At 71.8% G+C, this 23,630-nt stretch carries 19 protein-coding genes; 9 read left to right on the top strand and 10 right to left on the bottom strand.

Features of this window, described 5'->3' with window-relative positions; genetic code table 11:
• Positions 1-123: 123 nt before the first annotated feature.
• The 3 genes from ACIQCJ_RS03585 to ACIQCJ_RS03575 all read left to right on the top strand — a co-directional run bounded on the left by ACIQCJ_RS03585 (position 124) and on the right by ACIQCJ_RS03575 (position 4,910).
• Positions 124-2,226: a hypothetical protein gene (locus tag ACIQCJ_RS03585; protein WP_402710587.1), complete on the top strand. Its 2,103-nt coding sequence runs from the start codon at positions 124-126 to the stop codon at positions 2,224-2,226.
• A gap of 48 nt (positions 2,227-2,274) precedes the next feature.
• Entirely contained in the window at positions 2,275-3,096 is an 822-nt protein-coding gene (locus ACIQCJ_RS03580) for an ABC transporter ATP-binding protein (RefSeq protein ID WP_402710586.1), read from the top strand.
• A gap of 212 nt (positions 3,097-3,308) precedes the next feature.
• Complete coding sequence (locus tag ACIQCJ_RS03575; RefSeq protein WP_402710585.1) at positions 3,309-4,910, top strand: glycosyltransferase family 39 protein; 1,602 nt, start codon at positions 3,309-3,311, stop codon at positions 4,908-4,910.
• A 216-nt stretch (positions 4,911-5,126) separates the two neighbouring features.
• Here the strand turns inward: ACIQCJ_RS03575 and ACIQCJ_RS03570 are convergent, their stop codons facing one another.
• The 7 genes from ACIQCJ_RS03570 to ACIQCJ_RS03540 all read right to left on the bottom strand — a co-directional run bounded on the left by ACIQCJ_RS03570 (position 5,127) and on the right by ACIQCJ_RS03540 (position 13,549).
• Positions 5,127-5,870, bottom strand: coding sequence for an N-acetylmannosamine-6-phosphate 2-epimerase (locus ACIQCJ_RS03570; RefSeq protein WP_402710584.1), 744 nt, complete (start codon positions 5,868-5,870; stop codon positions 5,127-5,129).
• Complete coding sequence (locus ACIQCJ_RS03565) at positions 5,867-6,793, bottom strand: ROK family protein (protein ID WP_355336323.1); 927 nt, start codon at positions 6,791-6,793, stop codon at positions 5,867-5,869. Before ACIQCJ_RS03565 ends, ACIQCJ_RS03570 begins: the two co-directional genes overlap by 4 nt.
• Positions 6,790-7,719: a dihydrodipicolinate synthase family protein gene (locus ACIQCJ_RS03560; protein ID WP_401716757.1), complete on the bottom strand. Its 930-nt coding sequence runs from the start codon at positions 7,717-7,719 to the stop codon at positions 6,790-6,792. The genes ACIQCJ_RS03565 and ACIQCJ_RS03560 overlap by 4 nt, the downstream gene beginning before the upstream one ends.
• Entirely contained in the window at positions 7,716-8,711 is a 996-nt protein-coding gene (locus ACIQCJ_RS03555) for an ABC transporter ATP-binding protein (RefSeq protein WP_355336320.1), read from the bottom strand. Before ACIQCJ_RS03555 ends, ACIQCJ_RS03560 begins: the two co-directional genes overlap by 4 nt.
• On the bottom strand, positions 8,708-10,852 hold the full coding sequence (locus ACIQCJ_RS03550; protein WP_402710583.1) for a dipeptide/oligopeptide/nickel ABC transporter permease/ATP-binding protein: 2,145 nt from the start codon (positions 10,850-10,852) through the stop codon (positions 8,708-8,710). The genes ACIQCJ_RS03555 and ACIQCJ_RS03550 overlap by 4 nt, the downstream gene beginning before the upstream one ends.
• Position 10,853: 1 nt before the next feature.
• On the bottom strand, positions 10,854-11,804 hold the full coding sequence (locus ACIQCJ_RS03545; RefSeq protein ID WP_355336316.1) for an ABC transporter permease: 951 nt from the start codon (positions 11,802-11,804) through the stop codon (positions 10,854-10,856).
• Between the two features lie 128 nt (positions 11,805-11,932).
• Positions 11,933-13,549 (bottom strand): ABC transporter substrate-binding protein, encoded by a 1,617-nt coding sequence (locus ACIQCJ_RS03540; protein WP_401716763.1) that lies wholly within the window; start codon positions 13,547-13,549, stop codon positions 11,933-11,935.
• Between the two features lie 392 nt (positions 13,550-13,941).
• Here ACIQCJ_RS03540 and ACIQCJ_RS03535 point away from each other — a divergent pair, with 392 nt between their 5' ends.
• Together ACIQCJ_RS03535 and ACIQCJ_RS03530 are read left to right on the top strand one after the other, a co-directional pair.
• Positions 13,942-14,697 (top strand): FCD domain-containing protein, encoded by a 756-nt coding sequence (locus ACIQCJ_RS03535; protein WP_355336437.1) that lies wholly within the window; start codon positions 13,942-13,944, stop codon positions 14,695-14,697.
• 120 nt (positions 14,698-14,817) lie between these two features.
• Positions 14,818-16,788: an exo-alpha-sialidase gene (locus ACIQCJ_RS03530; protein ID WP_402710582.1), complete on the top strand. Its 1,971-nt coding sequence runs from the start codon at positions 14,818-14,820 to the stop codon at positions 16,786-16,788.
• 71 nt (positions 16,789-16,859) lie between these two features.
• Here the strand turns inward: ACIQCJ_RS03530 and ACIQCJ_RS03525 are convergent, their stop codons facing one another.
• Positions 16,860-17,789: an AraC family transcriptional regulator N-terminal domain-containing protein gene (locus tag ACIQCJ_RS03525; protein WP_402710581.1), complete on the bottom strand. Its 930-nt coding sequence runs from the start codon at positions 17,787-17,789 to the stop codon at positions 16,860-16,862.
• 143 nt (positions 17,790-17,932) lie between these two features.
• On the opposite strand from ACIQCJ_RS03525, the gene ACIQCJ_RS03520 reads away from it, so the two are divergent.
• The 4 genes from ACIQCJ_RS03520 (at position 17,933) to ACIQCJ_RS03505 (ending at position 20,885) form a co-directional block, all read left to right on the top strand.
• Positions 17,933-18,250 (top strand): putative quinol monooxygenase, encoded by a 318-nt coding sequence (locus tag ACIQCJ_RS03520; RefSeq protein WP_401856126.1) that lies wholly within the window; start codon positions 17,933-17,935, stop codon positions 18,248-18,250.
• 121 nt (positions 18,251-18,371) lie between these two features.
• The gene (locus ACIQCJ_RS03515) at positions 18,372-19,331 is read left to right on the top strand and encodes an alpha/beta hydrolase fold domain-containing protein (RefSeq protein WP_391042877.1); all 960 of its coding nucleotides are present in this window, start codon (positions 18,372-18,374) and stop codon (positions 19,329-19,331) included.
• 132 nt (positions 19,332-19,463) lie between these two features.
• Positions 19,464-20,222, top strand: coding sequence for an SDR family NAD(P)-dependent oxidoreductase (locus ACIQCJ_RS03510; protein ID WP_401856124.1), 759 nt, complete (start codon positions 19,464-19,466; stop codon positions 20,220-20,222).
• 234 nt (positions 20,223-20,456) lie between these two features.
• On the top strand, positions 20,457-20,885 hold the full coding sequence (locus ACIQCJ_RS03505) for an SH3 domain-containing protein (protein ID WP_355336303.1): 429 nt from the start codon (positions 20,457-20,459) through the stop codon (positions 20,883-20,885).
• 196 nt (positions 20,886-21,081) lie between these two features.
• Here ACIQCJ_RS03505 and ACIQCJ_RS03500 read toward each other — a convergent pair whose 3' ends face one another.
• The gene (locus ACIQCJ_RS03500) at positions 21,082-23,025 is read right to left on the bottom strand and encodes a glycoside hydrolase family 31 protein (RefSeq protein WP_402710580.1); all 1,944 of its coding nucleotides are present in this window, start codon (positions 23,023-23,025) and stop codon (positions 21,082-21,084) included.
• A 389-nt stretch (positions 23,026-23,414) separates the two neighbouring features.
• Positions 23,415-23,582 carry a hypothetical protein gene (locus ACIQCJ_RS03495; protein WP_402710579.1) on the bottom strand — a complete coding sequence of 56 codons (168 nt, stop codon included), beginning with the start codon at positions 23,580-23,582 and terminating at the stop codon, positions 23,415-23,417.
• Between the last annotated feature and the right edge of the window lie 48 nt (positions 23,583-23,630).

The following is a 23,630-nucleotide window of genomic DNA, read 5'->3' as shown; positions in this document are numbered from 1 at the left end:
CCGTAGCCGTAGCCGTAGCCGTAAGCAGTAAGCGGTAAGCCGTGAACAGCCGGTACACCGTACGTCGCCGTCACGCCGTCACGCCCGTCTGAATTCCCGAGCGCCCTCAACCGAGGAATCACCATGCTGCATCGCGGTATTCGAGTCGTCCACGCCGCCCTTCTGGCCTTCTCCGCCGTCCTGGCCTTCCTCTTCGTGCGCGGACTCGACGAGGACGGGGTGCTGGGCAACTCCGCCATGGTCGACGTGCTCGACTCCGACGGATCGACGAGCGCGCCCCACGTCGTCCAGGCCGTCGAGTCGTTCGCGGCGCGGCACGGGGTCGGGGTCGCGCGCGAGGTGCCCGACCTCAAGAACCCCGACACGGTCCGCCACCTGTACCTCGCGCCCGGCGGCACCGGTACGCGGACCGCGAAGTGGCTGGACCACGGCTACCCGGCGTTCAGCGAGAACTTCACCACCCGCGTGCACCCGCTCGCCGACGTCGGCCAACTCGACCCGCGCGGCACGTACTACGTCTTCGGGCCGGCGGGCGCCGCCGACGCCCTGCGGCTGGAGTTCACGCACCTCGGCATGACGGTCGAGGTCAGCCACCCGCTGTCCGCACGGGGGTTGATCGACCGGTACAAGAACGACTCGCTCTTCCGTTCCTTCTACGTCGTCGCCCTCGCGGCGCTGACGATGACCGGCGCGAGCGTGCTGCTCAACGCGCGGGCGTACGGCGTACTGCGCATGCAGGGCATGTCCTTCACCGGCATCCTGCTGCGCGACCTGCGGCGGCTCGCGGTCTTCTGGCCGCTGTCGGCCGCCGTCGTCGCGGCCGCGGTCCTCACCTTCCTCGGCCTCTACAACGGCCTCGCGTGGCTCGGCCTGTTCGCCGCGGTGGCCGCGGTCCTCGCCGTCCTGCTGGCCGCCGTCGTCCTGGCCGCGCACGCGGCGGCGCTCGCGCTGACGTTCAAGGTCGGCGTCCTGCCCGCGCTCAAGGGCGAACTCCCGTCCCGCGCCGCGTCCTTGAGCGTCTACCTGGTCCGTGTCCCGGCGCTGCTGCTCGCGCTCAGCATCGCCACCAACGCCACGCTCGCGAGCCGCGACGTTCTCACCCGTGAGGACAACCGGGACGCGTACCACGCGGTGGGCGACGCCGTGTCGATCCGGCTCAGCGGCGCATTCGCCATGCACATGGACCAGTTGGACCAGCACGTCGGGCCGTGGCTGCGCAGAGCCGACGCGCGGGGCGAGGTGATCGTGGCCGGGCGGCGGGACCTCCAGATGTCCGCGCCCGGTGAGCACCTGCCCTCCGGCGAGATCCTCGTCGTCAACGACACCTATCTGGCACGGCAGCCGATGGTCGACCCGGCGGGGCGGCGCTACGCGTCGCAGGCCGGGAGCGCGACGGCCGCGGACGCCCGCGCGGTACGGCTGCTGATCCCCGACACGCTCGCGTCGGACACCCCCGCGATCACCAAGGCCGCCGAGGCGATCATCGACCCCGACCTCACCGGGCGCGTCCCCATAAAGGTCTCGGCGGCCCGCGGCGGCCAGCGCGTCTTCGGCTACAACACCGGTGAGTATTCATACCGTTCGGGCCACGACGCGGCCGAGGACCGTTCCATGGTGCGCGACCCGGTCGTCATCGTCGTCCCCAACGGATCGCGCTTCCTCACCGACGACGCCTACACCGCCATCGCGACACAGGCCGGAGTCGTCTTCCCCGACCCCGCCGACGTGACCGCGGGCATCCGCGCGGAACACCTCCAGGACTACGTGAACTCCATGAGTCCGGTGGGCGAGAAGACCGCCCTCGACCTCAGGAAGGCGCTCACCGAACTCCGGGTCCAGATCTTCAACCTGGTCATCGCCGCGATGGTGCTCCTCATCGCCGCGGTCGGCGTCTGCCTCATCTACGCCCGCAAGAACGCGCAGAGCATCTTCGCCCAGCACGTCAGCGGCTGGCGGTACGTCGCCTCGCACCGCTTCCTCCTGGCCGTCGAGGTGGCCATCGCGGTGATCTTCGCGACCCGGGTGCCGTTCCAGACGTGGCAACAGCGCCAGCACCTGCGGCAGTTGGCCGCCGCCGGTGAGCCCGCGACCTTCGAGCCGACCCGGCTGACCGCGCTCGACCTCGGTGTCATCAGCGGTCTGGTCGTCTTCGAACTGGCCGCCGTGCTGCTCGCCCTCGCCTACTTCCACCGCCGCATCGTGAAGGAGGGCGCGACCGGGACCTGAGCCGGCCGCGCCCACGGAATTCCTCCACCGAGCAGGAGTGTGCCTGTCATGACGAAGCTGATCGAGATCGAGAGTCTTTCGAAGTCCTATGGTTCCCGCACGTTGTGGGACAACGTCAACCTCACCGTGGAGCGCGGCGAGATGCTGGCTCTCGTCGGTCCCAGCGGATCGGGAAAGTCGACCCTCCTCAACTGCCTCGGTCTGCTCGACCGCCCGACGTCCGGTGCCATCCGGTACGAGGGGAAGGACATCACGCGGTTCGGCCGCCGCGACATCCGGCAATTCCGCCGCGACACCCTCGGATATCTCTTCCAGCACTACGCGCTCATCGAGAGCGAGACCGTCGAGCAGAATCTCGAAGTCGCGGCCAGGCCGAGGCCGTTGCTGCGCGGCAAGGCAGGGCCCGCGATCGCCGAGGCCCTGGAGCGGGTCGGCCTCGCGGGGCGCGGCAAGGAGACGGTCCATCACCTCAGCGGCGGTGAGCAGCAGCGGGTCGCGCTGGCGCGCGTGCTCGTCCAGCGCTCGGCGCTGGTGCTGGCGGACGAGCCGACGGGCGCGCTCGACGACGCCAACTCGGCTGTGGTGGTGGACATTCTGCGGGAGCTGAGCCGGTCGGGGTGCGCGGTGGTGATCGCCACGCACGACGCGGGCGTGCGGGACCGCTGCGACAACGTGTTCGCGGTGGGGAGGGGCGCGGGGGCCGCACCGGGGGCAGGGGCCGCACCGGCATCCCCCCGGCAGGCCGTACCCGCGCCCGCATCGACCGCCGCATCGGCCGCCGCGCCGAACAACGTACCGAACAACGCGCCGAACAACGTTCCGACCACTGTGCCGACGGCCATTTCGAGCGGTGCGCGCGCGGAGAAATGACGTTCCGAAAGTCCGCCGCGCGCGCCGGAGTAGGATGCGTGTCACCGCCATCAGTGGGTGTCGATCACGCTTCCTCCATGCGGTTCACAATTCAACAACCTGCCTCGGGTGCCTCTTTGACGTCCACCGACAGCAAATCCCGTTCGATACAAAGCCGTTCGGGATTCAAAGCAACCATCACGGCCTCTCGGGCATCTTTACCGAGTCGGGCGATGCTGATCTGGCTGATTCCGCCGCTGTGGACTCTCGCCCTCGGCCTCTGGGGACTCTCCCGGCAGCACACCGTCTGGCGTGACGAGGCGGCCACCTGGCAGGTGGCCGGGCGGTCGACCCCCGAGATCCTGCGCATGCTGCACCACGTGGACGTCGTGCACGGCCTCTACTACCTGCTGATGCACGCCCTGTTCAGCGTGTTCGGACCCCACACGACCACGCTGCGGCTGCCCTCGGTGCTGGCCGGCGCGGTGGCGGCCACCTGCGTCGCGCTCATCGGGCGGCGGCTGGCCGGTCCCGCCGCGGGCCTCGCGGGCGGGCTGGCGTTCGGGCTGCTGCCCGCCGTGCAGTTCTACCTCCAGGAGGGGCGGCCGTACGCGCTGGTCGCCGCAGGGGCCGGGGTGTCGACCCTGCTGCTGGTCGCCGCGCTCCAGGAGGACACCGGACCGCGCCGCCGCGCGTGGCGCTGGGCGGGATACGGCGGCGCCGTCCTCGTCTGCGGGCTGCTGAACTGGTTCTCGCTCCTGATCCTCCCCGCGCACCTGGCCACACTGCTCTGGTCCCGGGCCGCCGACCGCCGTACGTGGGCCGCCTGGACGGCCGCCTCCGCCGTCGCCGTCCTGGCCGTCACTCCGCTGGCCCTCTTCAGCCGGGGCCAGTCGGCGCAGGTGTCCTGGATTCCGCCGCTGACCTGGCACATGCTGATCGGGCCCGGGGTGCTGGTGCTGATCGGCGGCGTCTGCGCGGCGGTGTCCGGCCGCCGTATCGCGGGCCGCGCCCGTACGGACGTCTTACGTATCGCCCCACCTCGTACCGGCGCGCCTCGTATCGCCCCACCCCGGTCCGACGCGCCTCGTACGGACGCGCCTCGTACGGACGGGCCTCATGCGCACGCGCCCCGTACGCACGGGCCCCGTACGGACCGGCTGTCCGCCGCCGCCGTGGGGCTGCCGTTGCTCGCGGTGCCGCAACTCGGCCTGGTCTGCGTGTCGTTGTTCCAGCCGCTGTTCCTCGACCGCTATGTGCTCTTCAGCATGCTGGGCCTCGCGCTGCTCATCGGCGCGGCGATCGGCGCCGCGGTGCGCGCCGCCCGGCCCCGTTTCCCGCGCGCGTCCGCGTGGATCGTCCCCGTGGCGGTCGCGCTCGCGACGGTGGCGCTGATCCCGCAGTCGCTCGCCGAGCGCTCGCCGAAGAGCCGGGTCGACGACGTCATGGCCGTGGCCTCCGACGTCCAGCGGCTCAAGCGCCCCGGCAACGCCGTCCTCTTCATCCCCTCCGCCCGCCGCGACACGGAATCCGTCTCCCCCGGCGCCTTCTCCGGCCTGCACGACATAGCGCTGACCGAGACCCCGGAGCGCTCCGGAACGCTGAAGGGCCTGGAGGCGGCCCCGGCCCGCATCCGTACGGCGATGCTCGCGCGGGACCGCATTCTGCTGGTCACCGACGTCCCCTGGATCGCCCGCCCTCTGACGGCGGCGCAGGACCGGATGAAGATGCGGGTCCTGCTGGCGTACTTCACCCCGGTGGCCGATGTCCGCGTCCACGGACGGCGGTTGACGGTGTACGAACGCCTTCCCCGCCCCGCGCGCGCCGCCCGCTGAACCGTCCGGCCGCACCGTCCCGCTCACATCGGCTCCCCGTCCGTCGCGGCCGACCCGGCGGCGAACATCGCCGATGTCGACGCGTTCACCAGCCCCGACAAGCCGGACACGGCGACGCTGGTGCTGAACTCGTACCCGTTCCAGGCGCCCGGCCCGGCCGTCGCGGCGACGGCGCCCTCCGAGAGTTCCGGGGGGCGCCGTCGCGGCAGAGGGCATTCACCCCAACTGCCGCTGTGCTCCGAGCCCTTCGGCGAACCACCGGGTCAGCGTCGTCGGGTGGGTGATCGCGGTGCCGACCACGACCGTGAAGGCTCCCGCGGCGAGGGCCGACCGGGCCTGGGCGGGGGTGTGGACACGGCCCTCGGCGACGACGGGGACCGACAGGTCCGCGCTGAGGCGGGCGACCAGGGCGAGGTCGGGACCGTCCGGGTGCGGGCCGCTGCCCGTATAGCCGGACAGCGTGGTGCCGACCAGGTCCGCGCCGAGGTCCGCCGCCGCGACGCCCTCCTCGTAGCTGGAGACGTCGGCCATGAGCAGGCGGCCCGCGCGGTGCACGGCCGTGACGGTACGTTCCAGGGTCTCGCCGCCGGGGCGCGGGCGGAAGGTGGCGTCGACCGCGACGATGTCCGCGCCGGTCGCGGCGACGGCGAGGGCGTGCCGCTCGGTCGGGGTGATGTAGACGCCCGAAGTGCCGTCCTTCCAGAGGCCGATGAGGGGGACGTCGGTGACCGCGCGGATCGCGCGCAGGTCGTCGAGGCCCTGCGCCCGGATACCGGCCGCGCCGCCTTCCCGGACGGCGAGCGCCATCTGACGCATGATCAGCGGGTCGCGCAGCGGCTCCCCCGGATACGCCTGGCACGAGACGACGAGCCGGCCGCGCAGCCGTTCCAGGACGCCGCCGGGGTCGGCGGCCGACGTGGGCCGACCGCCCGAAGTCGGTTGATCTTCACGGACGTTCACGCCAGCGCCTCCCGTCCCAGGAGCGCGGCCCCGTACAGCGCGGCGTCGTCGCCGAGCGAGCCCGCCCGCAGCGGGGTCCCGGCGACGGCCGGGACCAGGTGGGAGGCGACGGTCGTCCGCAGGGTGTCCCACCAGACGGGTCCGCAGCGGCTCACCCCGCCGCCGAGGAGGACGAGGTCGGGGGCCAGGACATTGACGAGGCCGCCGACGGCTTCGCCGAGCGCGGTGGCGCCTGCGCGCAGGACGGTGAGCGCCGTCGGATCGCCGTCCTGCGCGCGGGAGTTGACGAGGCGGAGGGTCGCGGGCGCGGCGCCCGTCCCGTATCCGGGCCGCGCGCCCGCCAGTTCGCGGTAGGCCGCCGTCATCGCCGGTCCGGACGCCGCGGCCTCCACGTGTCCGACGCCCCCGCAGGGGCAGGGCAGCCCGGCCGCGGCGGGCACCGGCAGGTGACCGGCCTCGCCCGCCGCGCCACCGGCGCCGTGGTGGACGCGTCCGTCGATCAGGACGCAGCCGCCGACGCCGGTGCCGACCGTGAGGAGCAGCACGCAGGCGTGCCCGGCGGCGGCGCCGCGCCAATGCTCGCCGAGCGCATGGGCGTTGACGTCGTTGTCGACGCCGACCGGCAGGCCGAGCCGGGCGGCGAGCAGCCCGCGCAGGTCGGTGCCGCCCCAGCCGGGGAGCGCGGACGTGGCCGACCGCACCCGGCCGGTACCGGGGTCGATGACGCCCGCGCTGCCGACGCCGACGGCGTCCACGGGCCTGCCGAGCAGGGTCACCGCGCGGGCCGCGGTGTCCAGCACGGCGGCCGGGCCCTGCCGCGCCGGGGTGGGCAGGGTGGCGCGGTCGAGCAGCACGCCCTCGGGGGTGACCAGGGCGGCCGCCGTCTTGGTCCCGCCGATGTCGACTCCGGCGAGCAGCGTCATCGCAGGCCCGCCTGCTCCAGGATCGCGCCGATACGGCCGGTCTCGGCGTCGGTGAGCGGGCGCATCGGCGGGCTGACGGTGTTGCGGGCGATGACGCCGAGCAGCGTCAGCGCGGTCTTGAACGCGCCGAGGCCGGACGCCGTACCGGACGCGGTGGCCGGGTCGGCGACGGCGACGATGTCGAAGAGCCGGGCCAGCCGGTCCTGTTCGGCGCGGGCCGCCGTCCAGTCGCCGCGCGCCGCGGCGTCGTGCAGCCGCCGGTAGCCGTGCGGGTCGACGTTGCCGAGGCCGGGGACCGAGCCGTGCGCGCCGCCGAGCAGCATCGCGTCCACGACGACCTCGTGCCCGGTGAGCAGCGCGAAGTCCGGCACGTCCCTGGTGTCGAGGATGAGTTGACGGAATGTCACATCGTCGCCGCTGGAGTCCTTGACCCCGGCCAGCACCCCGTCGGCGGCCAGTGCGCCGACCAGTTGCCGGGAGAGCTTGCTGTGGACGCAGACCGGGATGTCGTAGGCGAGTACCGGCACGTCGATCGAGGCCGCGACCGTCCGGAAGTGCCGGTCGATCTCGGTGGGATGGGTGCGGGTGTAGAAGGGGGCAGTCGTGACGACCGCGCTGGCACCGCGCGCGACGGCAGTACGGGCGCGCTCCAGCACCTTGTTGGTGGTGGTCTCGATGGCGCCCGCCAGCACCGGCACCTGGCCGCCCGCGGTCTTCACCACCACGTCGAGCACCGTCTCCTGCTGCTCGTCGGTGAGATAGGCGACCTCGCCAGAACTCCCCAGCGCGAACAGGCCGTCGACACCGCCGCCGATGAGGTGGCCGACCACGCGCTCCAGCGACGCGACGTCCACCGCGCCGTCGTCGGTCAGCGGGGTGACGACGGGCGGGACGACGCCGGAGAACCGGGGTGTACGGGCAATCACGAAGTGCTCCTTGTGCCGTGGTGCGCGGCGGTCGCCGCCGCGGTGGTCCTGGGGTGTACGCAGTGCCATTGGTGGTCGCCGTCCCGTGTGGCGGCGGGGAAGGCGGTCGCGCAGGTGTCGTCCGCCTTCCAGCACCGGGTGCGGAACGGACAGCCGGAGGGCGGGTGGGTGGCCGACGGCACGGGGCCGTTGAGCACGATCCGCTCGGTGGTACCCAGCAGGCTCGGTGTGGCGGAGAACAGCGCCTGGGTGTACGGGTGGGCGGGCGCGGCCGACACCTGGGCGGCCGGGCCCTCCTCCACGATCCGCCCGAGGTAGAGGACCGCGAGCCGGTCCGACAGGTGGCGCACCGTCTGGATGTCGTGCGAGATGAAGACCATGCCGAGGCCGAGCCGGGACCGCAGGTCCATCAGCAGGTTGAGCACCTGCGCGCGGACCGAGACGTCGAGGGCGCTGGTCGGTTCGTCGGCGACGATCAGCTCGGGTTCCAGCGCGAGCGCCCTGGCGATGGCGACCCGCTGGCGCTGCCCGCCGGAGAGCTGTCCCGGCAGCGCCTGCCGGGTGTGCCCGGGCAGGCCCACCAGCTCCAGCAGTTCCGTCACCCGCTGTTCGCGGGCGCGCGGGGTGCCGCGCCGGTGCACGTCCAGCGGGTCGCGCAGGATGCGGCCGACCGGCATCCGCGGGTTGAGGGCGGTGGACGGGTCCTGGAAGACCACGCCGACCGACGCGCCGAACTCCTGGCGGCGCCTGGCCGCCGGCAGCTCCCACAGATCCTCGCCGCGGAACATGACCCGGCCCTCGGTCGGCCGTTGCAGACCGGTCAGCACCCGCGCCAGCGTCGACTTGCCGCAGCCGGACTCACCGACCAGGCCGACGATCTCACCGCGCTCCACCGTCAGCGACGCCCCGGTCAGCGCGTGCACGGCGTCGTGCCGGAACAGGCCGCCGCCGCGCGCCCGGTGCCTGACGTGGACCTCTTCGACGCGGATCATCGTCCGCTCCTTTGCAGCAGTACGGGTTCGGCCGCGTGGTGGCAGGCGACGCCGTGCGCCGCGGCGGGCAGGGGGGACACGGCGGTTGCGGCGCGCGGGTCCGTCGCCGGGGCCGGCCGCCCCGTCAGCTCGGGGGCGCGGGTCCCGCACACCTCGGTGGCCGCGCCGCACCGGGAGGCGAAGCGGCATCCGGCGCCGAACTGGCGCGGCGCGGGCACCACGCCGCTGATCTGGTGCAGCCGGTCGGCGCCCGCCTCCAGCGAGGTGACCGAGCCGAGCAGGCCGCGGGTGTAGTGGTGGGCGGGGTCGGACAGCAGCGCCCGGGTGTCGCCGGTCTCGGCGACCTGCCCCGCGTACATCACCGCCACCCGGTGGGCGAGCCCGCTGACCAGCGCGAGGTCGTGCGAGACCAGGATCATCGCGAATCCCAGTTCGTCGCGCAGCCGGGTGAGGAGTTCGACGACCTGCGCCTGGACGGTGACGTCGAGGGCGGTGGTGGGTTCGTCGGCGATGAGCAGCCGGGGGCTGCGGGACAGCGCCATGGCGATCAGTACGCGCTGCCGCTGGCCTCCGGACAGCTCGTGCGGGTAGCTGCGCAGCGTGCGGTCCGGGGAGAGGCCGACGAGTTCGAGCAGTTCCGCCGGGCTCTGCGTGCCGCCGCGCGAGGTGAGCTGCTTGAGCTGGCGGCCGATGAGGACCGACGGGTTCAGCGACGACATCGCGTCCTGGTAGACCATGGCGATCTCGGGTCCCGCCAGCACCCTGCGGCGGCGGGGCGACATGCCGAGCAGGTCCTCGCCGCGGTAGTCGATGGCACCGCTCACCCGCGCGTTGCGGGCCAGCAGGCCCATGACGGCCAGGCTCGTGATGCTCTTGCCGCAGCCGGACTCCCCGACCAGACCGAGGGTCTCGCCCTCCCTGACGGTGAGCGAGATGCCGTCGACCACCGGCACGTCGCCGTAGCGGTCGGGGAAGCGGATCGACAGGTCCCGGATGGAGAGCAGTTCCGCGGCGGTGGCGGGCACCGCCGCGAGCGGCGGCGGATTCCGCGTCATGCGTTCGGCGAGCAGGACGAGGCTGCGCTGTACGGCGGCGGCCCGTTCGTCGTCGTCCGCCCGCGTCCGGCGGGGAAGCGGCGTGTCCTGCGGCGCGGTGTCACCGGCCGGGCGGTCCGTACCGGAGGCGGTGGCCGCGGGGGCGACTCCGGCCGCGGCCGCGGGTACGGCCGCCCCCGATACGGCCGCCGCCGCGGGTACGGCCTCCGGCGCCGCTCCGGCCGCCGCTCCCGGTGCCGCCGAGGCGTCGGTCAGTCCCTCGGACAGGATGTTCAGGGCCAGGACGGTGACGAGCAGCACCAGGCCGGGGAAGAGGGTGGCCCACCATCCGCCGGACAGCAGGATCTGCCGCCCGTACGAGAGCACGTTGCCCCAGCTCGGCTCGGGGTCCTTCACCCCGGCGCCGATGAAGGACAGGCTCGCCTCGAAGATGATCGCCTCGGCGACCAGCACGGTGGCGAAGACCATGACGGGCGCGGCGCAGTTGACGGCCACGTGCCGCAGCACGATGTAGGCGCGACGGGCGCCGATGACCTTCTCCGCAGCGACGTAGTCCTCGCCGTACTGCGCGAGGACGTTGGCCCGTACGACGCGGGCGAGCGAGGGGACGTACACCGCGGCGATGGTGAAGATCAGGACGGGCACGCTGGAGCCGAAGACGGTGACCAGGACGGCGGCGAGCGCGATCGGCGGGAAGGACATGACGACGTCCAGCACCCGCATCACCGACTCGTCGCCCCACTTGGGCGAGGTGGCCGCGAGCGAACCGAGGACCGCGCCGACGACGACGGCGACGGCCGTGGAGCCGAGGCCGATCACCAGCGAGTAGCGGGCGCCGTAGACGACCCGGGCGAAGATGTCCCGGCCGATCCGGTCGGTGCCGAACCAGTGCCGGGAGCCGGGGGGTTGGACGGGTATGCCGGTGGTCAGCGGATTGTCCGCGACCAGCGGCGCGCACACCGCGGCCAGGACCACGACGGCCAGGACGACGAGCGAGATCCGTGCGGCGAGCGGCAGCGCGCGGAAACGGATGCCGGGACGCGACAGCTTGGCGACGACGCGTTGGGGGCCAGTGAACAGGAACATCTCACACCGTCCTGATGCGCGGGTTGACCAGCAGATAGAGCAGGTCGACGACGACGTTGACGACCAGGAAGGCGAGCGCGATCATCAGGACGGTCCCCTGCACCAGGGCCACATCGCCGCCGGTGACGCCCTCCAGGATGAGCTTGCCCATGCCGGGAAGGTCGAAGATCGTCTCGATGACGACGGCGCCGCTGAGCAGGTAACCGACCTTGACGCCCAGCACGGTGAGCGGGGTGACCAGCGCGTTGCGCAGCACGGACCGGATGACCAGCAGCCGTGGCAGGCCGTTGCCGGTGGCCGTGCGGACGTAGTCGCGGTCGAGTTCGGTGACCATCGAGGTGCGGATGAGCCGGGCGAGCGAGGCCGCGACCGGGACCGCGAGCGAGACCGCCGGGAGCGTCATGCAGCGCAGCCAACCGGTGAAGGAGTCACCGGGATTGACGTATCCGCCGGTCGGGAAGAGCGAACTGTCCAGGGCGAACCGCTGGATCAGCAGCACGCCCAGCCAGAAGGAGGGCACCGCGACACCGGCCATCGACACCACGCGGAAGACGTGGTCGGGCCAGCGGTCCCGGTACACCGCGCCGACCACGCCGAGCGCGACGGCGAGCACGATCGCGATCAGCAGCCCCAGCAGCGTCAGTTGCAAGGTGAGCGGGAAGGCGACGGTGATCCGGTCGACCACCGGCTGGCTCGGCGGCACGGTCACGCCGAGGTCGCCGTGCAGCAACTGGTTCAGAAAGTGCGCGTAGCGGACGGGCAGCGGGTCGTCGAGCCCGTTGGCGTGCGCGAACGCCGCGCGGGCGGCGGCCGTCGAGTTCTCCCCCAGGGCGTTGTAGGCGGGGTCCACGGGAGAGAACTGGAGCACGACGAAGACCAGCAAGGTGATGCCGAGGATCATCACCGGCATGATCGCCACGCGGCGCAGCGCGAGCCGAAGGAAAGCGAACATCGGGCGTTCCTAGCAGTAGGTCCTGGACGACTGGCGGGTCCGGGACCCGCGCGGGGAGCGCGGGCGGCTCGTACGCGGGAGGTACGAGGCGCTCACGCACCGGGCGCGCGGGCCCCGGTCCTGGCGGCTCACGCCGGGGACACGCCGAGGAACGACAGACCGGTGGTGGGCACGGGGCTGAAGCCGGCCAGCGCGTGCCCGTCCCACGCGGTCGGGAGCTTGCGGTGCAGGATCGGGTAGAGCGGCGCCTGCTCGGCGACGATGTCGGTGACCTGGGACCACAGCTTCGTACGGGTCGCGTCGTCGGTGGTGCGGGCGGCCTGGTCGAGCAGCGAGACGACCTGCTTGCCCTGGGCGGTGCCCGACCAGCGGTAGCGGGTCTCGGGCCAGGTCCCGACGTAGAACCAGCGCATCAGCAGGTCGACGTCGTTGCCGAACACCGAGGGGTCGCCCGGGGCGACGAGGAGGTCGAAGTCGCCGGTGTCGATCTTCGCGTACTGGGCGGAGGACTGGCCGATGCTGAGCGTGGTCCTGACGCCGACGGCGTCCCAGCTCTCCTTGACCAGCGGGGCGATGTCCTGCACCCAGGAGGTGTCGGTGGTCAGGACGGTCACCTTCAGGTCGCTGACGCCCGCGGCCTGGAGCAGCGCCTTGGCCTTGGCGGGGTCGTGGCCGTAGACCGTGGCGGCCTTGACGTAGTCGGGGTGGCTGGGCTGGAGGTAGCCGCTGGCCGGGGTGGCCTGGCCCGACATGGCGGTGGCGATGATCTTGTCGGTGTCCAGCGCGTAGTGCAGGGCCTGGCGCACCCGCTGGTCGTCGAACGGCTTCTTCGCGCAGTTGAACATCAGGAAGAGGTTGCCGAAGGACGCGGCCGACTCGACGGTGACCTTGCGCTTGAGGCCGGCCATGTCGATGTACGGCACGTCCTCGATGGCCGCGACCCGGCCGGACTGCACGGCGCTGACCCGCGCGGAGGCGTCCGAGAGCAGATTCCAGGTCATCGCCTCGGCCTTGGCCGGGTAGCGCCCGTTGTACCGCGCGTACTTCTTGAAGACGATCTTGTCCTCGCGGGTGGCCGACACCAGCGCGTACGGTCCGGAGCCGACCGGCTTCGCGTCAAAGCCCTTCTCGTCGGCCTGGACGATCTTCTTCGGCACGATCTTGACGACGGATATGCGGGAGGGGAAGAGCGCGAAGGGGTACTTCAGCGCGAACTCGACCGTGTGGGCGTCCACCGCCCGCGCGGAGCGCAGGAAGGGCAGGAACTGCGCCATCAGCGAGGCGTTCTTCGGGTCGAGGATGCGCTCGAAGCTGAAGACCACGTCATCGGCGGTGACCGGGGAGCCGTCGTGGAAGGTGGCCCCGTCGCGCAGGGTGGCGCGGTACGTCGTCGGGCCGACCTGGACGGGCAGCGCCGTGGCGAGGGCGGGGCGGGCGGTGAGCGAGACCGGGTTGAGGTCCACCAGGCCCTCGAAGATGTGCCAGTTGGCCGCGACCGGGGTGGCGCCGGAGGAGGTCATCGGGTCGAAGCCGGTGGACAGGGCGTACGAGATCCCCGCCGTGATGGTGGCGCCGCCGGTCCCGCCGCCGGTCCCCTTGCTGGCCGCGGAGTCGGGGGCGTTGGTCGAGGAGGGTCCGCCGCACGCGGCGAGGGTGCCGGTGAAGGCGGCGGCAGCGCCGACCGCGCCGGTGTACCGCAGGAATGCGCGGCGATCGACTCTGGCGGGTGTCCGTCGAGAAGACACGGGGAACCTCCGGGCAGGGGTGAGCAGGAATGAGGTGGACGGTGGAGACGGGCGAAGCGGAAGCCGGTCGCGGGGCCCGGCGGACTGCGGACCGGCCGTCGCGCGCCCGGCCGGTGGTGCGGCCGTCGCGTGCCCGGCCAGCGGTACGGCCGTCGTATGCCCGGCCGGTGGTGTGTGCCCGGCCGGGCCGCCGCGGACGCCGGGAGGGCGGTTCCGCGGGCGGGAGTGGGGCGCGGGCGGCCAGAGTACGCCGGTGGGACGACCACTCTGTGCAACATCAGACATAAGATGTCTGATGGCTGATAGGGTTGGACCGTAGTCGTTGGAACGAGAGGGGTCAAGAGGTGGACGGAACTCGCGATGCGGGCAACGGACGGGGTCGTCGCCTGCTGATGCACGAGGTCAGCGAGGGCATCAAACGTTACATCCTGGACAATGGGCTCCGTCCGGGGGACGTCCTGCCCACCGAGAACGAGCTGTGCGAGGCCCTGGACGCCAGCCGCTCCAGCGTCCGCGAGGCCGTGAAGACCCTCGACGTCCTCGACATCGTGGAGGTGCGCCGGGGGCACGGCACCTACGTCGGCCGCCTCGGACTGTCCGCGCTCGTGGAAAGCCTCACGTTCCGTGGCATGCTCGACCGCGACGACGACATGCAGCTCATGCTGGAGCTGGCCGACATGCGCGAGCTGTTCGAGCGCGGGATGGCCGACCGCATCGTGGCCGCGCTCGACTCCGCCGACCTGGACGCCCTCGCCGCGCTGGTGGACGACATGAACGCGTCCGGCAGCGGCGACGGGACCGGTTTCGTCGAGGCCGACCGGGCCTTCCACGCCCTTCTGGTCGCGCCGCTCGGCAACGAACTGATCGGCCAGCTCTCGGCGGCGTTCTGGGACGTCTACATCGTCGTGGCCCCGCAGCTCACCGGGATCAGCAGGGCGGAGGAGGTGGAGACCGTCCACCACCACCACCGGATCGTGGAGGCCGCGCGCGACCGGGACGCGGCGGCCTTCGCCGCGGCCGTCTCCGACCACTACGCGCCGGTCCGGCGGCGGATCGCCGAGGCGCGGGCGGCGGCGGAGGGGAAGGCGGGGACGCCGGAGGCACGGGAGCGTGCGGTCATCGCGCCGAGGCGGCGCTCCGGATCTTGACGGGGTCGGACCCCGGCCCTAGGGTCCCTCGACAGCAGACATCTGATGTCGTTCGTCAGGTGTCAGACCTGAGGTACGTCCTGTCGAGCGCGGTGTCCGCCGCGAGCTGAGGAGTCCCCTGTGCCGCCGCCGTTGCCGCCCGCCTCCCCCGATGTGCCCGTACCGTCCGTGGCACCCGTGCTGTCCGTGGCATCCGTGCCGTCCGTACCGGTCGTGCCGCCCGTGTCTCCGTACGCCCGATCAGCGCGAAGGGGATCGGCCCGGAGGGGAGCGGCGCGGGCGGTCCGCCGGACGCTGCTCCCCCTGACGGTCGTCGTCGCGGCGGCCGCACCGCTGGCCACGGCGACGCCCGGGTACCCGGCCACCCCGGGCGCCCAGACCGCCGTCGTCAGCCAGGACTGCGTCAGCAGCCGTATACGGGTCGCCCTCGCCAATCCGACCGCCGCGAGCACCACCTTCACCGTGACGTGGCCGGGGAACGGCACCTGGACGCCGACCGTCGCGGCGGGCGACCGCTCGGACCTGTTCTTCACCAAGGCGAGCGGCACGGCGTACTCCTTCCGCGTCACCACGCCCCAGGGCCTGGACACCACCCTGTCCGGCACGCTGAACTGCGACGGAGCCCTGGGCTCCCAGGTCGGCATGGACTGCCCGCGCGCCGCCGACGGTTCACCGCCCGCCACTCACGCCCTGCGCGTGACGCTGGTCAACCGCTCCCCCGTCCAGCAGACCTTCACCGTCGCCTGGCCCGGCCGCGGCGGCTCCCCCTGGACCAGGACCGTCGCCGCCGGAGCCTCGGACGACTCGCTGTACTGGACGGTCGCCAACGGCACGCCATACACGTTCACCACGACCACGCCGACCGGCTACAGCCGTACCGAATCCGGCACCGCCGCCTGCGGACTGGCCTCCGGCACACCGGGGTTGAACGCCCAGACGCTGTTCAGCCCGGCCACGCCCATCAGCGGCCTCAACCGGCTCTCGGCGGACGGCAGCACGTACGAGACGTACACCGGCACCGCCGCCTCCGTACGCATCCCGGCCATGGCCGTCACCAGGAGCGGCACCGTCATCGCCATGGCCGACGCGCGGGTCGACAGCAGCGCCGACCTCGGCGGCGCGAGCAACAACATCCAAGTCGCCCTGCGCCGCAGCTCCGACGGCGGCGCCACCTGGACCGCGCCCGCCGTCGTCGCCCACGCGCCCACCACGCACGAGGGATACGGGGACAGCAGCCTGCTCGTCGACCGGTCCGTCGGCGCGAACGGCAAGGTGTTCGCCTTCATCAACTACTCGCCGGCGCCCGGCATCGGCTACTACGGTTCCGCGGCCGGCTCCAACTCCGCGACCGACACGACCGCGATGCACATCCGCTACATCGCCTCGACCGACAACGGCGCCACCTGGAGCGCCCCCGTCGACCTCAACCCCCAGGTCAAGAGCACCGGTTGGGCCGGGCTCTTCGCCTCCTCGGGCCACGGCACCCAACTGGCCAGCGGGCGGCTGGTGCAGCCCATCGTGTACCGCGAGAACGGCGTGGACCACGCGGGCGACATCTACTCCGACGACCACGGCGCCACCTGGCACGCGGGACCGGCGGCGGCGACCGGCGTCAACGAGAGCAAGGTCGTCCAGCGCGGCAACGGCAAGGTCGTCCAGAACCTCCGCTCCAACGCGGGCGGCAACCGCTGGTACGCCACCGCGGGCGACGCCTCCCCGGCCGGAGCGACCGACGTCGCCAGCGCGTTCGGCCCGGCCTGGAACTCCGGCCTGGTCGACCCCGGTTGCAACGCCGACGAGATCTCCTACCTCCAGCCCTCCCAACTCGGCGCGAACGGAGCCCCCACGACCACCTCGGTCACGCTCCTCAGCAACAACGCCTCCACCGCCCGTTCCGAACTGACCGTCCGCGTCAGCCAGGACGACGGCGCCACCTGGCCCCAGCAGGCGCTCATCAAGTCCAAGGCCGCCGGTTACTCCACCCTGGCCGTCCTCCAGGGCGGCTCGATCGCCGACCTCTACGAAATCGGCGACACGGGCGGCATCGTCTTCGCCGCCTTCACGCTGCCTTGGGTCCAACAGGCGCCCTGACCCACGCCGTTGGGGGGAGCGCCCTCACCCGGGGGTGATCCCGCCGCGCCCCGGCTCGGCGGCTTCCCCGCTCAGGGGAGGACGCCCGCCGGGGTGTGGACGGTACGGACGGTCCGGCGCAGGCGGGCGGCGTCCCGGCTGGGGGGCGCGCCGAACTGGCGCCGGTACTCGCGGCTGAACTGCGAGGGGTTGTCGTAGCCGACGCGCTGCCCGACCCCCGTGACGTCGCCCGGGTGGGTGGTGAGCAGCAGCCGGGCCTCCTGGAGCCGGATCTGCTTCTGGAACTGGATCGGGCTCATCGCGGTCACCGCCTGGAAGTTGCGGTAGAAGGCGGACACGCTCATACCGGACTGCCGCGCCACGTCCTCGACGCGGAAGGGCTGCGCGTAGTGCTCGCGGATCCAGCGCACGGCGCGCGAGACATGGCTGAGACTGCTGTCGGCCAGGCCGAACTGCCGTACCGCCGCGCCCTGTTCGCCGGTGATCAGCCGCCACAGGATCTCGCGCTTGACGAGGGGCGCGAGGACGGCCCGGTCGTGCGGCTCGTCGAGCAGGCGCAGCAGCCGGACGACCGCGTCGAGCAGCGCGGGCGGCGCGTCGCTGACGACGATGCCCGACGGCGTACCGCCGCCGGTACGGGGGGAGTTGCCGGGCCCGGCCTGGAGCAGCAGTTCGGCGACGGCGGACGGTTCGAGGACCAGGCCGAATCCCAACGCCGGTTCCTCGGCGTCGGCTTGGAGGAACTGTCCCGTGACCGGCAGATCCACGGACGCGATCAGGTACTGCCCGGCCCCGTACTCGAAGACCCGCTCCCCCAGGGCCAGGCGTTTGGCGCCCTGGGCGATGACCGCCAGGACCGTGCCGGACATCGAGGGGGCGGGCGGGTCGGGGCGGTCGACCTTCGAGACGAGGACGCCGTCGATGGCGGTGGTCCAGCCGGAGCGCGGCGCGTGCCGTGCCAGCAGGCCGCGCAGCTCGTCCAGGTGTTCTTCACGGGTCATACGTCCATTGCACCACCCCACCGCGCCCTGGCTCCCGTGGCGGCGAGGATCGTGCAAGTACGAGCGAGGAACGTTCTAACATTTCCGCAGGTCAGAGCGGTTCAATGGAATCACCGCACTCCAACGGAGAGAAGAAGGATTCCATGAACGCGAACTACGGCTTCAACGCCACGCTGACCGCCAAGGCCGGAATGAGCGACCAGCTCGTCGAGCTACTGCTGACCGGTCTGGACGAGGGCAGCCCCGGCGCGAGCGAGCACTGCGTCGTCTACCTCGTCTCCCGCTCCGCCTCCGACCCGGACGTCGTCCACGTCACCGAGGGCTGGACCAGCGAGGAGGACCACCACCGCGCCTTCGCCGGCGAGGCCGCGCAGGCCATCGTGGCGCGGATCGGCCCGCTGCTGGCCAAGGAGTCCGACTACACGGATTACGTGCCGGTGCGGGGCAAGGCCGCTTTCTGATCCGCCTGCTCCGACCTTCCATCTGCCGACTCCCGCTTACCGGCTCATCCGTCGGCTCCCGCTTTCTGATGCGCCAGTCCGCCGCCACCACCCTCTCCACCTCTTGAGAAAGGCACCGCCCATGACCACGCCCCGCCCCGGCCTCGACCCCGAACTGCACGACCTGCTCGCCGACTTGCCGCTGATGTCCGGGCTCAGCCCGGAGGTGCTCGCGCAGGTCCGCCCCTTCTCCTCGGCGCCCGTCGAACCGCTCCTGGAAGGACGCGCGATCGACCGCCGCGAGGTGACCGTCCCGAGCCGGGACGGCGAACCGATCGCGCTGTCGGTCTTCAGCCCCGCGGCCACCGGCGGCCGTACCACCGCGGCGCCCTGCGTCTACTGGATGCACGGCGGCGGGATGGTCATGGGCGACCGCTTCTCCCAGATAGACATTCCGCTGGAGTGGCTCGACGCGTGCGGCGCCGTCGTGGTCACCGTCGAGTACCGGCTCGCGCCGGAGTCCGGCGGCACGATCCCCGTCGAGGACTGCTACCAGGGGCTGCTCTGGGTCGCCGAGCACGCGGCCGAGCTGGGCATCGACCCCGCCCGTATCGTCGTCGCGGGTGCCAGCGCGGGCGGCGGCCTCGCCGCCGGGGTGGCGCTGGCGGCCCGCGACCGGCAGGCCCCGGCCATCGCCGCCCAGGTGCTGATCGGCCCCATGCTCGACCACCGCAACACCACCGCCTCCAGCCGCCAGTACGCGAACGAACCCGGCGTATGGACCCGCGAGATGAACGAGTTCGGCTGGAGCTGCCTGCTCGGCGGCCTCGTCGGCGACGACGTACCCGCGTACGTATCGCCCGCCCTGGCCGACGACCTGTCGAATCTGCCGACCGCCTACATCGACACCGGTTCCGCCGAGGTCTTCCGCGACGAGGACACCGACTACGCCACCCGGATCTGGGCGGCCGGCGGCCAGGCCGAGCTCCACGTCTGGGCGGGCGGCTTCCACGGCTTCGACGCGCTGTACCCGCAAGCCCGTATCGCGGCCACCGCTCGCAGGACCCGCACCGACTGGCTCGCCCGCGCCCTGTCCGCGTAGGCCCGCCCGGCCGGGTGATCCGCCCGGCCGCGTAATCCGGCCTGGTCACGTAACCCCATCCGGCCGCGTAGGCCCACCCGGTCGCGTAGGCCCACCCGGTCGCGTAAGCCCACCCCCATCTGGAGGACCACCATGAACGTCGCCATCGTCACCGGGGCCAGCTCCGGCATCGGACAGAGCGCCGCGATCGAGATCGCCAAACGCGGAACCGGCGTCATCCTGACCTACGCCAACAACCCGGCCGGCGGCCGGGAGACCGTCGCCGCCATCGGGAAGGCGGGCGGCACAGCCGTCGCCCTGCCCCTGGACGTCGGCGAGGCCGGCACCTTCGCCGCCTTCCGCGACACCGTGGCCGCCGTACTGCACGACACCTGGCAGCGCGACACCTTCGACTACCTGGTCAACAACGCCGGTCTCTCCCTCACCTCGCTGATCGAGGACACCACCGAGGAGACCTTCGACCGGCTCATGCGCGTCCTGCTCAAGGGTCCGTACTTCCTGACGCAGAAGCTGCTCCCCCTGATGGCCGACGGCGGCGCCATCGTCAACACGAGCAGCAACTCGACCGCGTCCGCCGGCCTCGAACCCGGCTACTCCGTCTACGCCTCGATGAAGGGCGGCCTCGACGTCCTGACCCGCTACATGGCCAAGGAATTCAGCCCGCGCGGCATCCGGGTCAACGCCGTCTCCCCCGGCTCCACCCGCACCCGCATCGCCAACGACGCCTTTACCCAGTTCCCCGAGGTCATCCCGGCCCTCGCCGCGAAGACCGCGCTCGGCCGCCTCGGCGAACCCGCCGACATCGGCCCCATGATCGCCGCCCTCACCTCCCCCGAGTCCCGCTGGGTCACCGCCCAGACCATCGAGGTCTCGGGCGGCTACAACCTCTAGCGCCTCTAGAACCTTTAGCACCTCTAGCACCTCTAGAACCTCTGGACCGGCCCCCCGGCGGCGGACCCGCTGCGCGCACAGGCCGCCGTCCGGGTGGCGGCGGCACCCGCAGACGGGTGAGGACTGCGCACGTTCGGCTCAACGTGGCAATTTATCCTAGTTGTTGGAGATTGTCCGGCGTATTTTCAGCGGTGCCCATGCGTGTCATTGCACATCAGGAACAGGAGAAGTCCCTTGGCGACATTCGCTGCTCTTCCTTCCCTCCGAGGCCGCATCATCACCGGCGCCAGCGCGCTGACCACCGCCGTCGTACTCGGCACCACGCTGCTCGGCGCGACGGCCGCCCAGGCCGCCGCCCCGACCGCCACCCCGGCCCGCCCGTACGGCACGGTCGTCGCCGGTGACGGCGTGGTCCAGCGCCAGTTCCCGAGCACGGACTCGTCCGTCAAGGGCTCGCTGCGCTACCACCAGCAGGTCGGCCTGCGCTGCAAGGTCCGCGCCCAGAACATCGCGGGCAACGACGTCTGGTACCTGCTGCGCGACAACTCGAACTGGGTCTCGGCGAAGTACGTCGACAACACCGGCAACGTCTCCTACTGCAAGGACGTCCTGCGCAGCGACCTCTCCACCCTGAAGGCAATCCCCAAGGGCGCCAAGGGCTGACCCCCTCCCCCGCGCACGAGCCGGCCCGGAGTCGCCCAAGTCCCCACCCGCGACTCCGGGCCGGCCTCATTGCCGTGGCGCGGCACCGGGCCACCCGCTCACACACGCCGACGGCCAACTGCACGCGAAAACCCAGTGGTGAATCGGCACGGCCCTCATCCACACTGCGCCGATGCGCGCCCCCCGCGGAGACGCGTCAGCGGGAGACGGCATGCATCAGGGCGTCGGTGTCGTGCGTGCCCAGCAGGACGAACACCGGGGTCCGGCTCAGGTCGGCGGCGTAGCCCGTCAGCTCGGCGGGTCCGTGGATCGTCCTCCGGTGCAGGACGTCGTACCACTGGCCCGGCGGAACATGGATGTCGCGCCGCGTCTGATCGGTGAGGACGGGCGCGGCCATCAGCGAGTCGCCGAGCAGCCACTGGTCGGCGATCGTGTAGGCCGCCTCATCCTGCGGGTAGTTGAAGAACAGCGGCTTCATGATCGGTTCCCCGGTGCGCACCGCCCGCTCGGCCTGCGACTCGATGTACGGCGCGAGGCGTTCGTGCGCCTGGACCGCGGCGACGTAGAGGTCGACCGTCTCCTGATCGTACTTCTGGCTGCCGTAGGCGTTGGACACTCCGAGCGGCGAGGTGGAGGAGTACATCAGCGGCATCAGCGACGCCGCCTGCGCCCACCGCACGAGCACCTGCTTGGCAGGCGGGGCCTTGCTGAGGGAACCGCCGATCATGTCCGTCTCGACGAAGGGGTAGCCGACGGTACTGATCGAGAGGTTCTGCGCCACCGCCGCGCGCAGCGAGACCCAGCTTGTTCCCTTGTCGATCTGCCGGGTGACGAAGCCGTACCGCTGCGAGCCGGTCCAGTGGATCCGTACGCCGGCGCCTTGCAGGTCGAACTGGTCGCACAGTTCCGCGCCGAGCTTGAGGTAGTCGAGCGCGGTGTGACCGGGATACGGCGCACAGGTCTCGTCGTAGAAGCGGGTGTCGAATTTGAACCCGTCGACGCCGTAGTCCTGCCGCAGGCTCTGAAGGTTCCCGACATACCAGGCGCGGGCCTCGGGATTGGCGATGTCGACGATGCCGGCGGTGCCGTTCCACCACTTGACCAGGCCCGGTTCGGCCGGGTCGGTCCTCGATTTCAGGAGGTAGCCGTGGTCGGCGGCATAGGAGAAGTTGTCGGCGTCGGTGTTGATCCACAGCGTGACCCAGATCCCGAAGTCGTATCCCATCGCGTGGATCTCGTCGGACATCGCCTTCGGCGCCGGGAATTTGCTGTTGAAGGTGAAGTCGCCGTAATGGCTCATCCAGCCGTCGTCCATCTGGACCGTGTGCCCCGGCACTCCCGCGTCGTGCAGACTCCTGGCCCAGCCCAGCAGCGAGTCCTGTGAGACGGCGGAGTAGAACTGCGCCCACGAGTTCCACAACGGCTTGGCGTACTGCGCGCTCGACGCGTCGCTCTTGGCGGGCGTGCCGGTGATGCCGATGTAGTTCTCATAGACGTCTCTGGCGTTGCGTTCCACGAAGACGGTGGCGTCCATCGTGGAACTCTGGGTGAGCGTGTAGCCGAAGACCCCCTGCTGCGCGTCGTTGATGGACACATCCATGACGTCTTCGGTGTTGACCCACAAGCCGGTGCCCCGCTGGGTGAACCAGAACGGCTCGGTGACCAGATACTCCGCGGGCGCCATCGTCTTGTCCCGGACCTTGCCGGAGTCCAACGGCCACGGCTGGTCGATGTACGGCGCACCGGTCGCGGTCACCGCCTCGCCCTGCCCGTACCAGTGACCGGCCGACTCGACCAGATAATGGCTGGCCACCTTGGTCGCGGCGACCTGTCCCTGGACCGACCAGGTCATCCGGTACCGGTCAGCGGCCGGAGTGATCCGGTAGGTCACGGTGCTGCCGGGTACGGTGGTCGCCAGCGTCAGTACGAGCACACCGTCGCTCCACCGCGCGCTCGTAACGGACGTGGCGGTCGCCCACGCTCCCTGTGCCGTGCGGAAGACCGCGGGGCCGGACCCCGACGACGCGGACGAGCCCGCATCGGTCTGCAACACCACCTTGCGATCGCGCAGTGTGGTGATCTGGAAGGGCGACTTGGTGACGACCACGGTGTAGCCCGGGGCCTTCGCCGCGGCCGACACAATGAGTCTGACGCTGTCGACGGTGTCCTCGAACCGCGTGGGCGCCGGAGCTCCGGTCGCACCGTTCCCCGGCTGCCCGGTCGCGCGCGACTCGCCACGAGCAGCCGACTGACCACTCGTCAAAAGCGCACCCGACACGCCGACCGCTCCGCCGACGGCGAGCAAACGCCTTCGAGGCATCCCTTGTTCAGCCATGGTGCTCCTCCTGGTGAGCAGCGTCGAGTCGCTGCATTGGATGGTGCGGCTGTCGAACGGACATGGCCTTCAGTATCCGATCCCAGGGCCGGGCGGGGCCCCGCTGAGACGGCCCGATCACTGCGCAGCGCAGGCTAGCCAGTCCCATTCGTGAGCACAATAGCTCGAAACATGGCCATATCGAGCAACGCGGCTCATTTTCCGCACCAGAGCGCGCCGGAGCCGCGGCGGAGCCGCGGCGGGGTCGCGGCGGGCCGCGGCGGGGTCGCGGCGGGCCGCGGCGGGCCGCGGCGGGCCGCGGCGAGCAGGTGCCGGTGGCGGAGGTGCTCGCGGTGGATGTGGACGGTCGCAGCGATGTCCACGGCCGCCAGGTCCACATCGACGACCGCCGCGGCCGCGCCGTCACCTGC

The organism is Streptomyces sp. NPDC093221, from assembly GCF_044753885.1.
Classification (GTDB): Bacteria; Actinomycetota; Actinomycetes; order Streptomycetales; family Streptomycetaceae; genus Actinacidiphila.
This window is presented reverse-complemented; position numbering and strand designations above follow the sequence as displayed.

What these genes read in the sequence shown, in the direction of transcription:
- ACIQCJ_RS03510 (WP_401856124.1), top strand. Translation starts at nt 19,464, where the DNA reads ATGAACGTCGCCATCGTCACCGGGGCCAGCTCCGGCATCGGACAGAGC.
- ACIQCJ_RS03550 (WP_402710583.1), bottom strand. Translation starts at nt 10,852, where the DNA reads ATGTTCCTGTTCACTGGCCCCCAACGCGTCGTCGCCAAGCTGTCGCGT.
- ACIQCJ_RS03515 (WP_391042877.1), top strand. Translation starts at nt 18,372, where the DNA reads ATGACCACGCCCCGCCCCGGCCTCGACCCCGAACTGCACGACCTGCTC.
- ACIQCJ_RS03525 (WP_402710581.1), bottom strand. Translation starts at nt 17,789, where the DNA reads ATGACCCGTGAAGAACACCTGGACGAGCTGCGCGGCCTGCTGGCACGG.
- ACIQCJ_RS03585 (WP_402710587.1), top strand. Translation starts at nt 124, where the DNA reads ATGCTGCATCGCGGTATTCGAGTCGTCCACGCCGCCCTTCTGGCCTTC.
- ACIQCJ_RS03535 (WP_355336437.1), top strand. Translation starts at nt 13,942, where the DNA reads ATGCACGAGGTCAGCGAGGGCATCAAACGTTACATCCTGGACAATGGG.
- ACIQCJ_RS03565 (WP_355336323.1), bottom strand. Translation starts at nt 6,793, where the DNA reads ATGACGCTGCTCGCCGGAGTCGACATCGGCGGGACCAAGACGGCGGCC.
- ACIQCJ_RS03520 (WP_401856126.1), top strand. Translation starts at nt 17,933, where the DNA reads ATGAACGCGAACTACGGCTTCAACGCCACGCTGACCGCCAAGGCCGGA.
- ACIQCJ_RS03545 (WP_355336316.1), bottom strand. Translation starts at nt 11,804, where the DNA reads ATGTTCGCTTTCCTTCGGCTCGCGCTGCGCCGCGTGGCGATCATGCCG.
- ACIQCJ_RS03580 (WP_402710586.1), top strand. Translation starts at nt 2,275, where the DNA reads ATGACGAAGCTGATCGAGATCGAGAGTCTTTCGAAGTCCTATGGTTCC.
- ACIQCJ_RS03575 (WP_402710585.1), top strand. Translation starts at nt 3,309, where the DNA reads ATGCTGATCTGGCTGATTCCGCCGCTGTGGACTCTCGCCCTCGGCCTC.
- ACIQCJ_RS03555 (WP_355336320.1), bottom strand. Translation starts at nt 8,711, where the DNA reads ATGATCCGCGTCGAAGAGGTCCACGTCAGGCACCGGGCGCGCGGCGGC.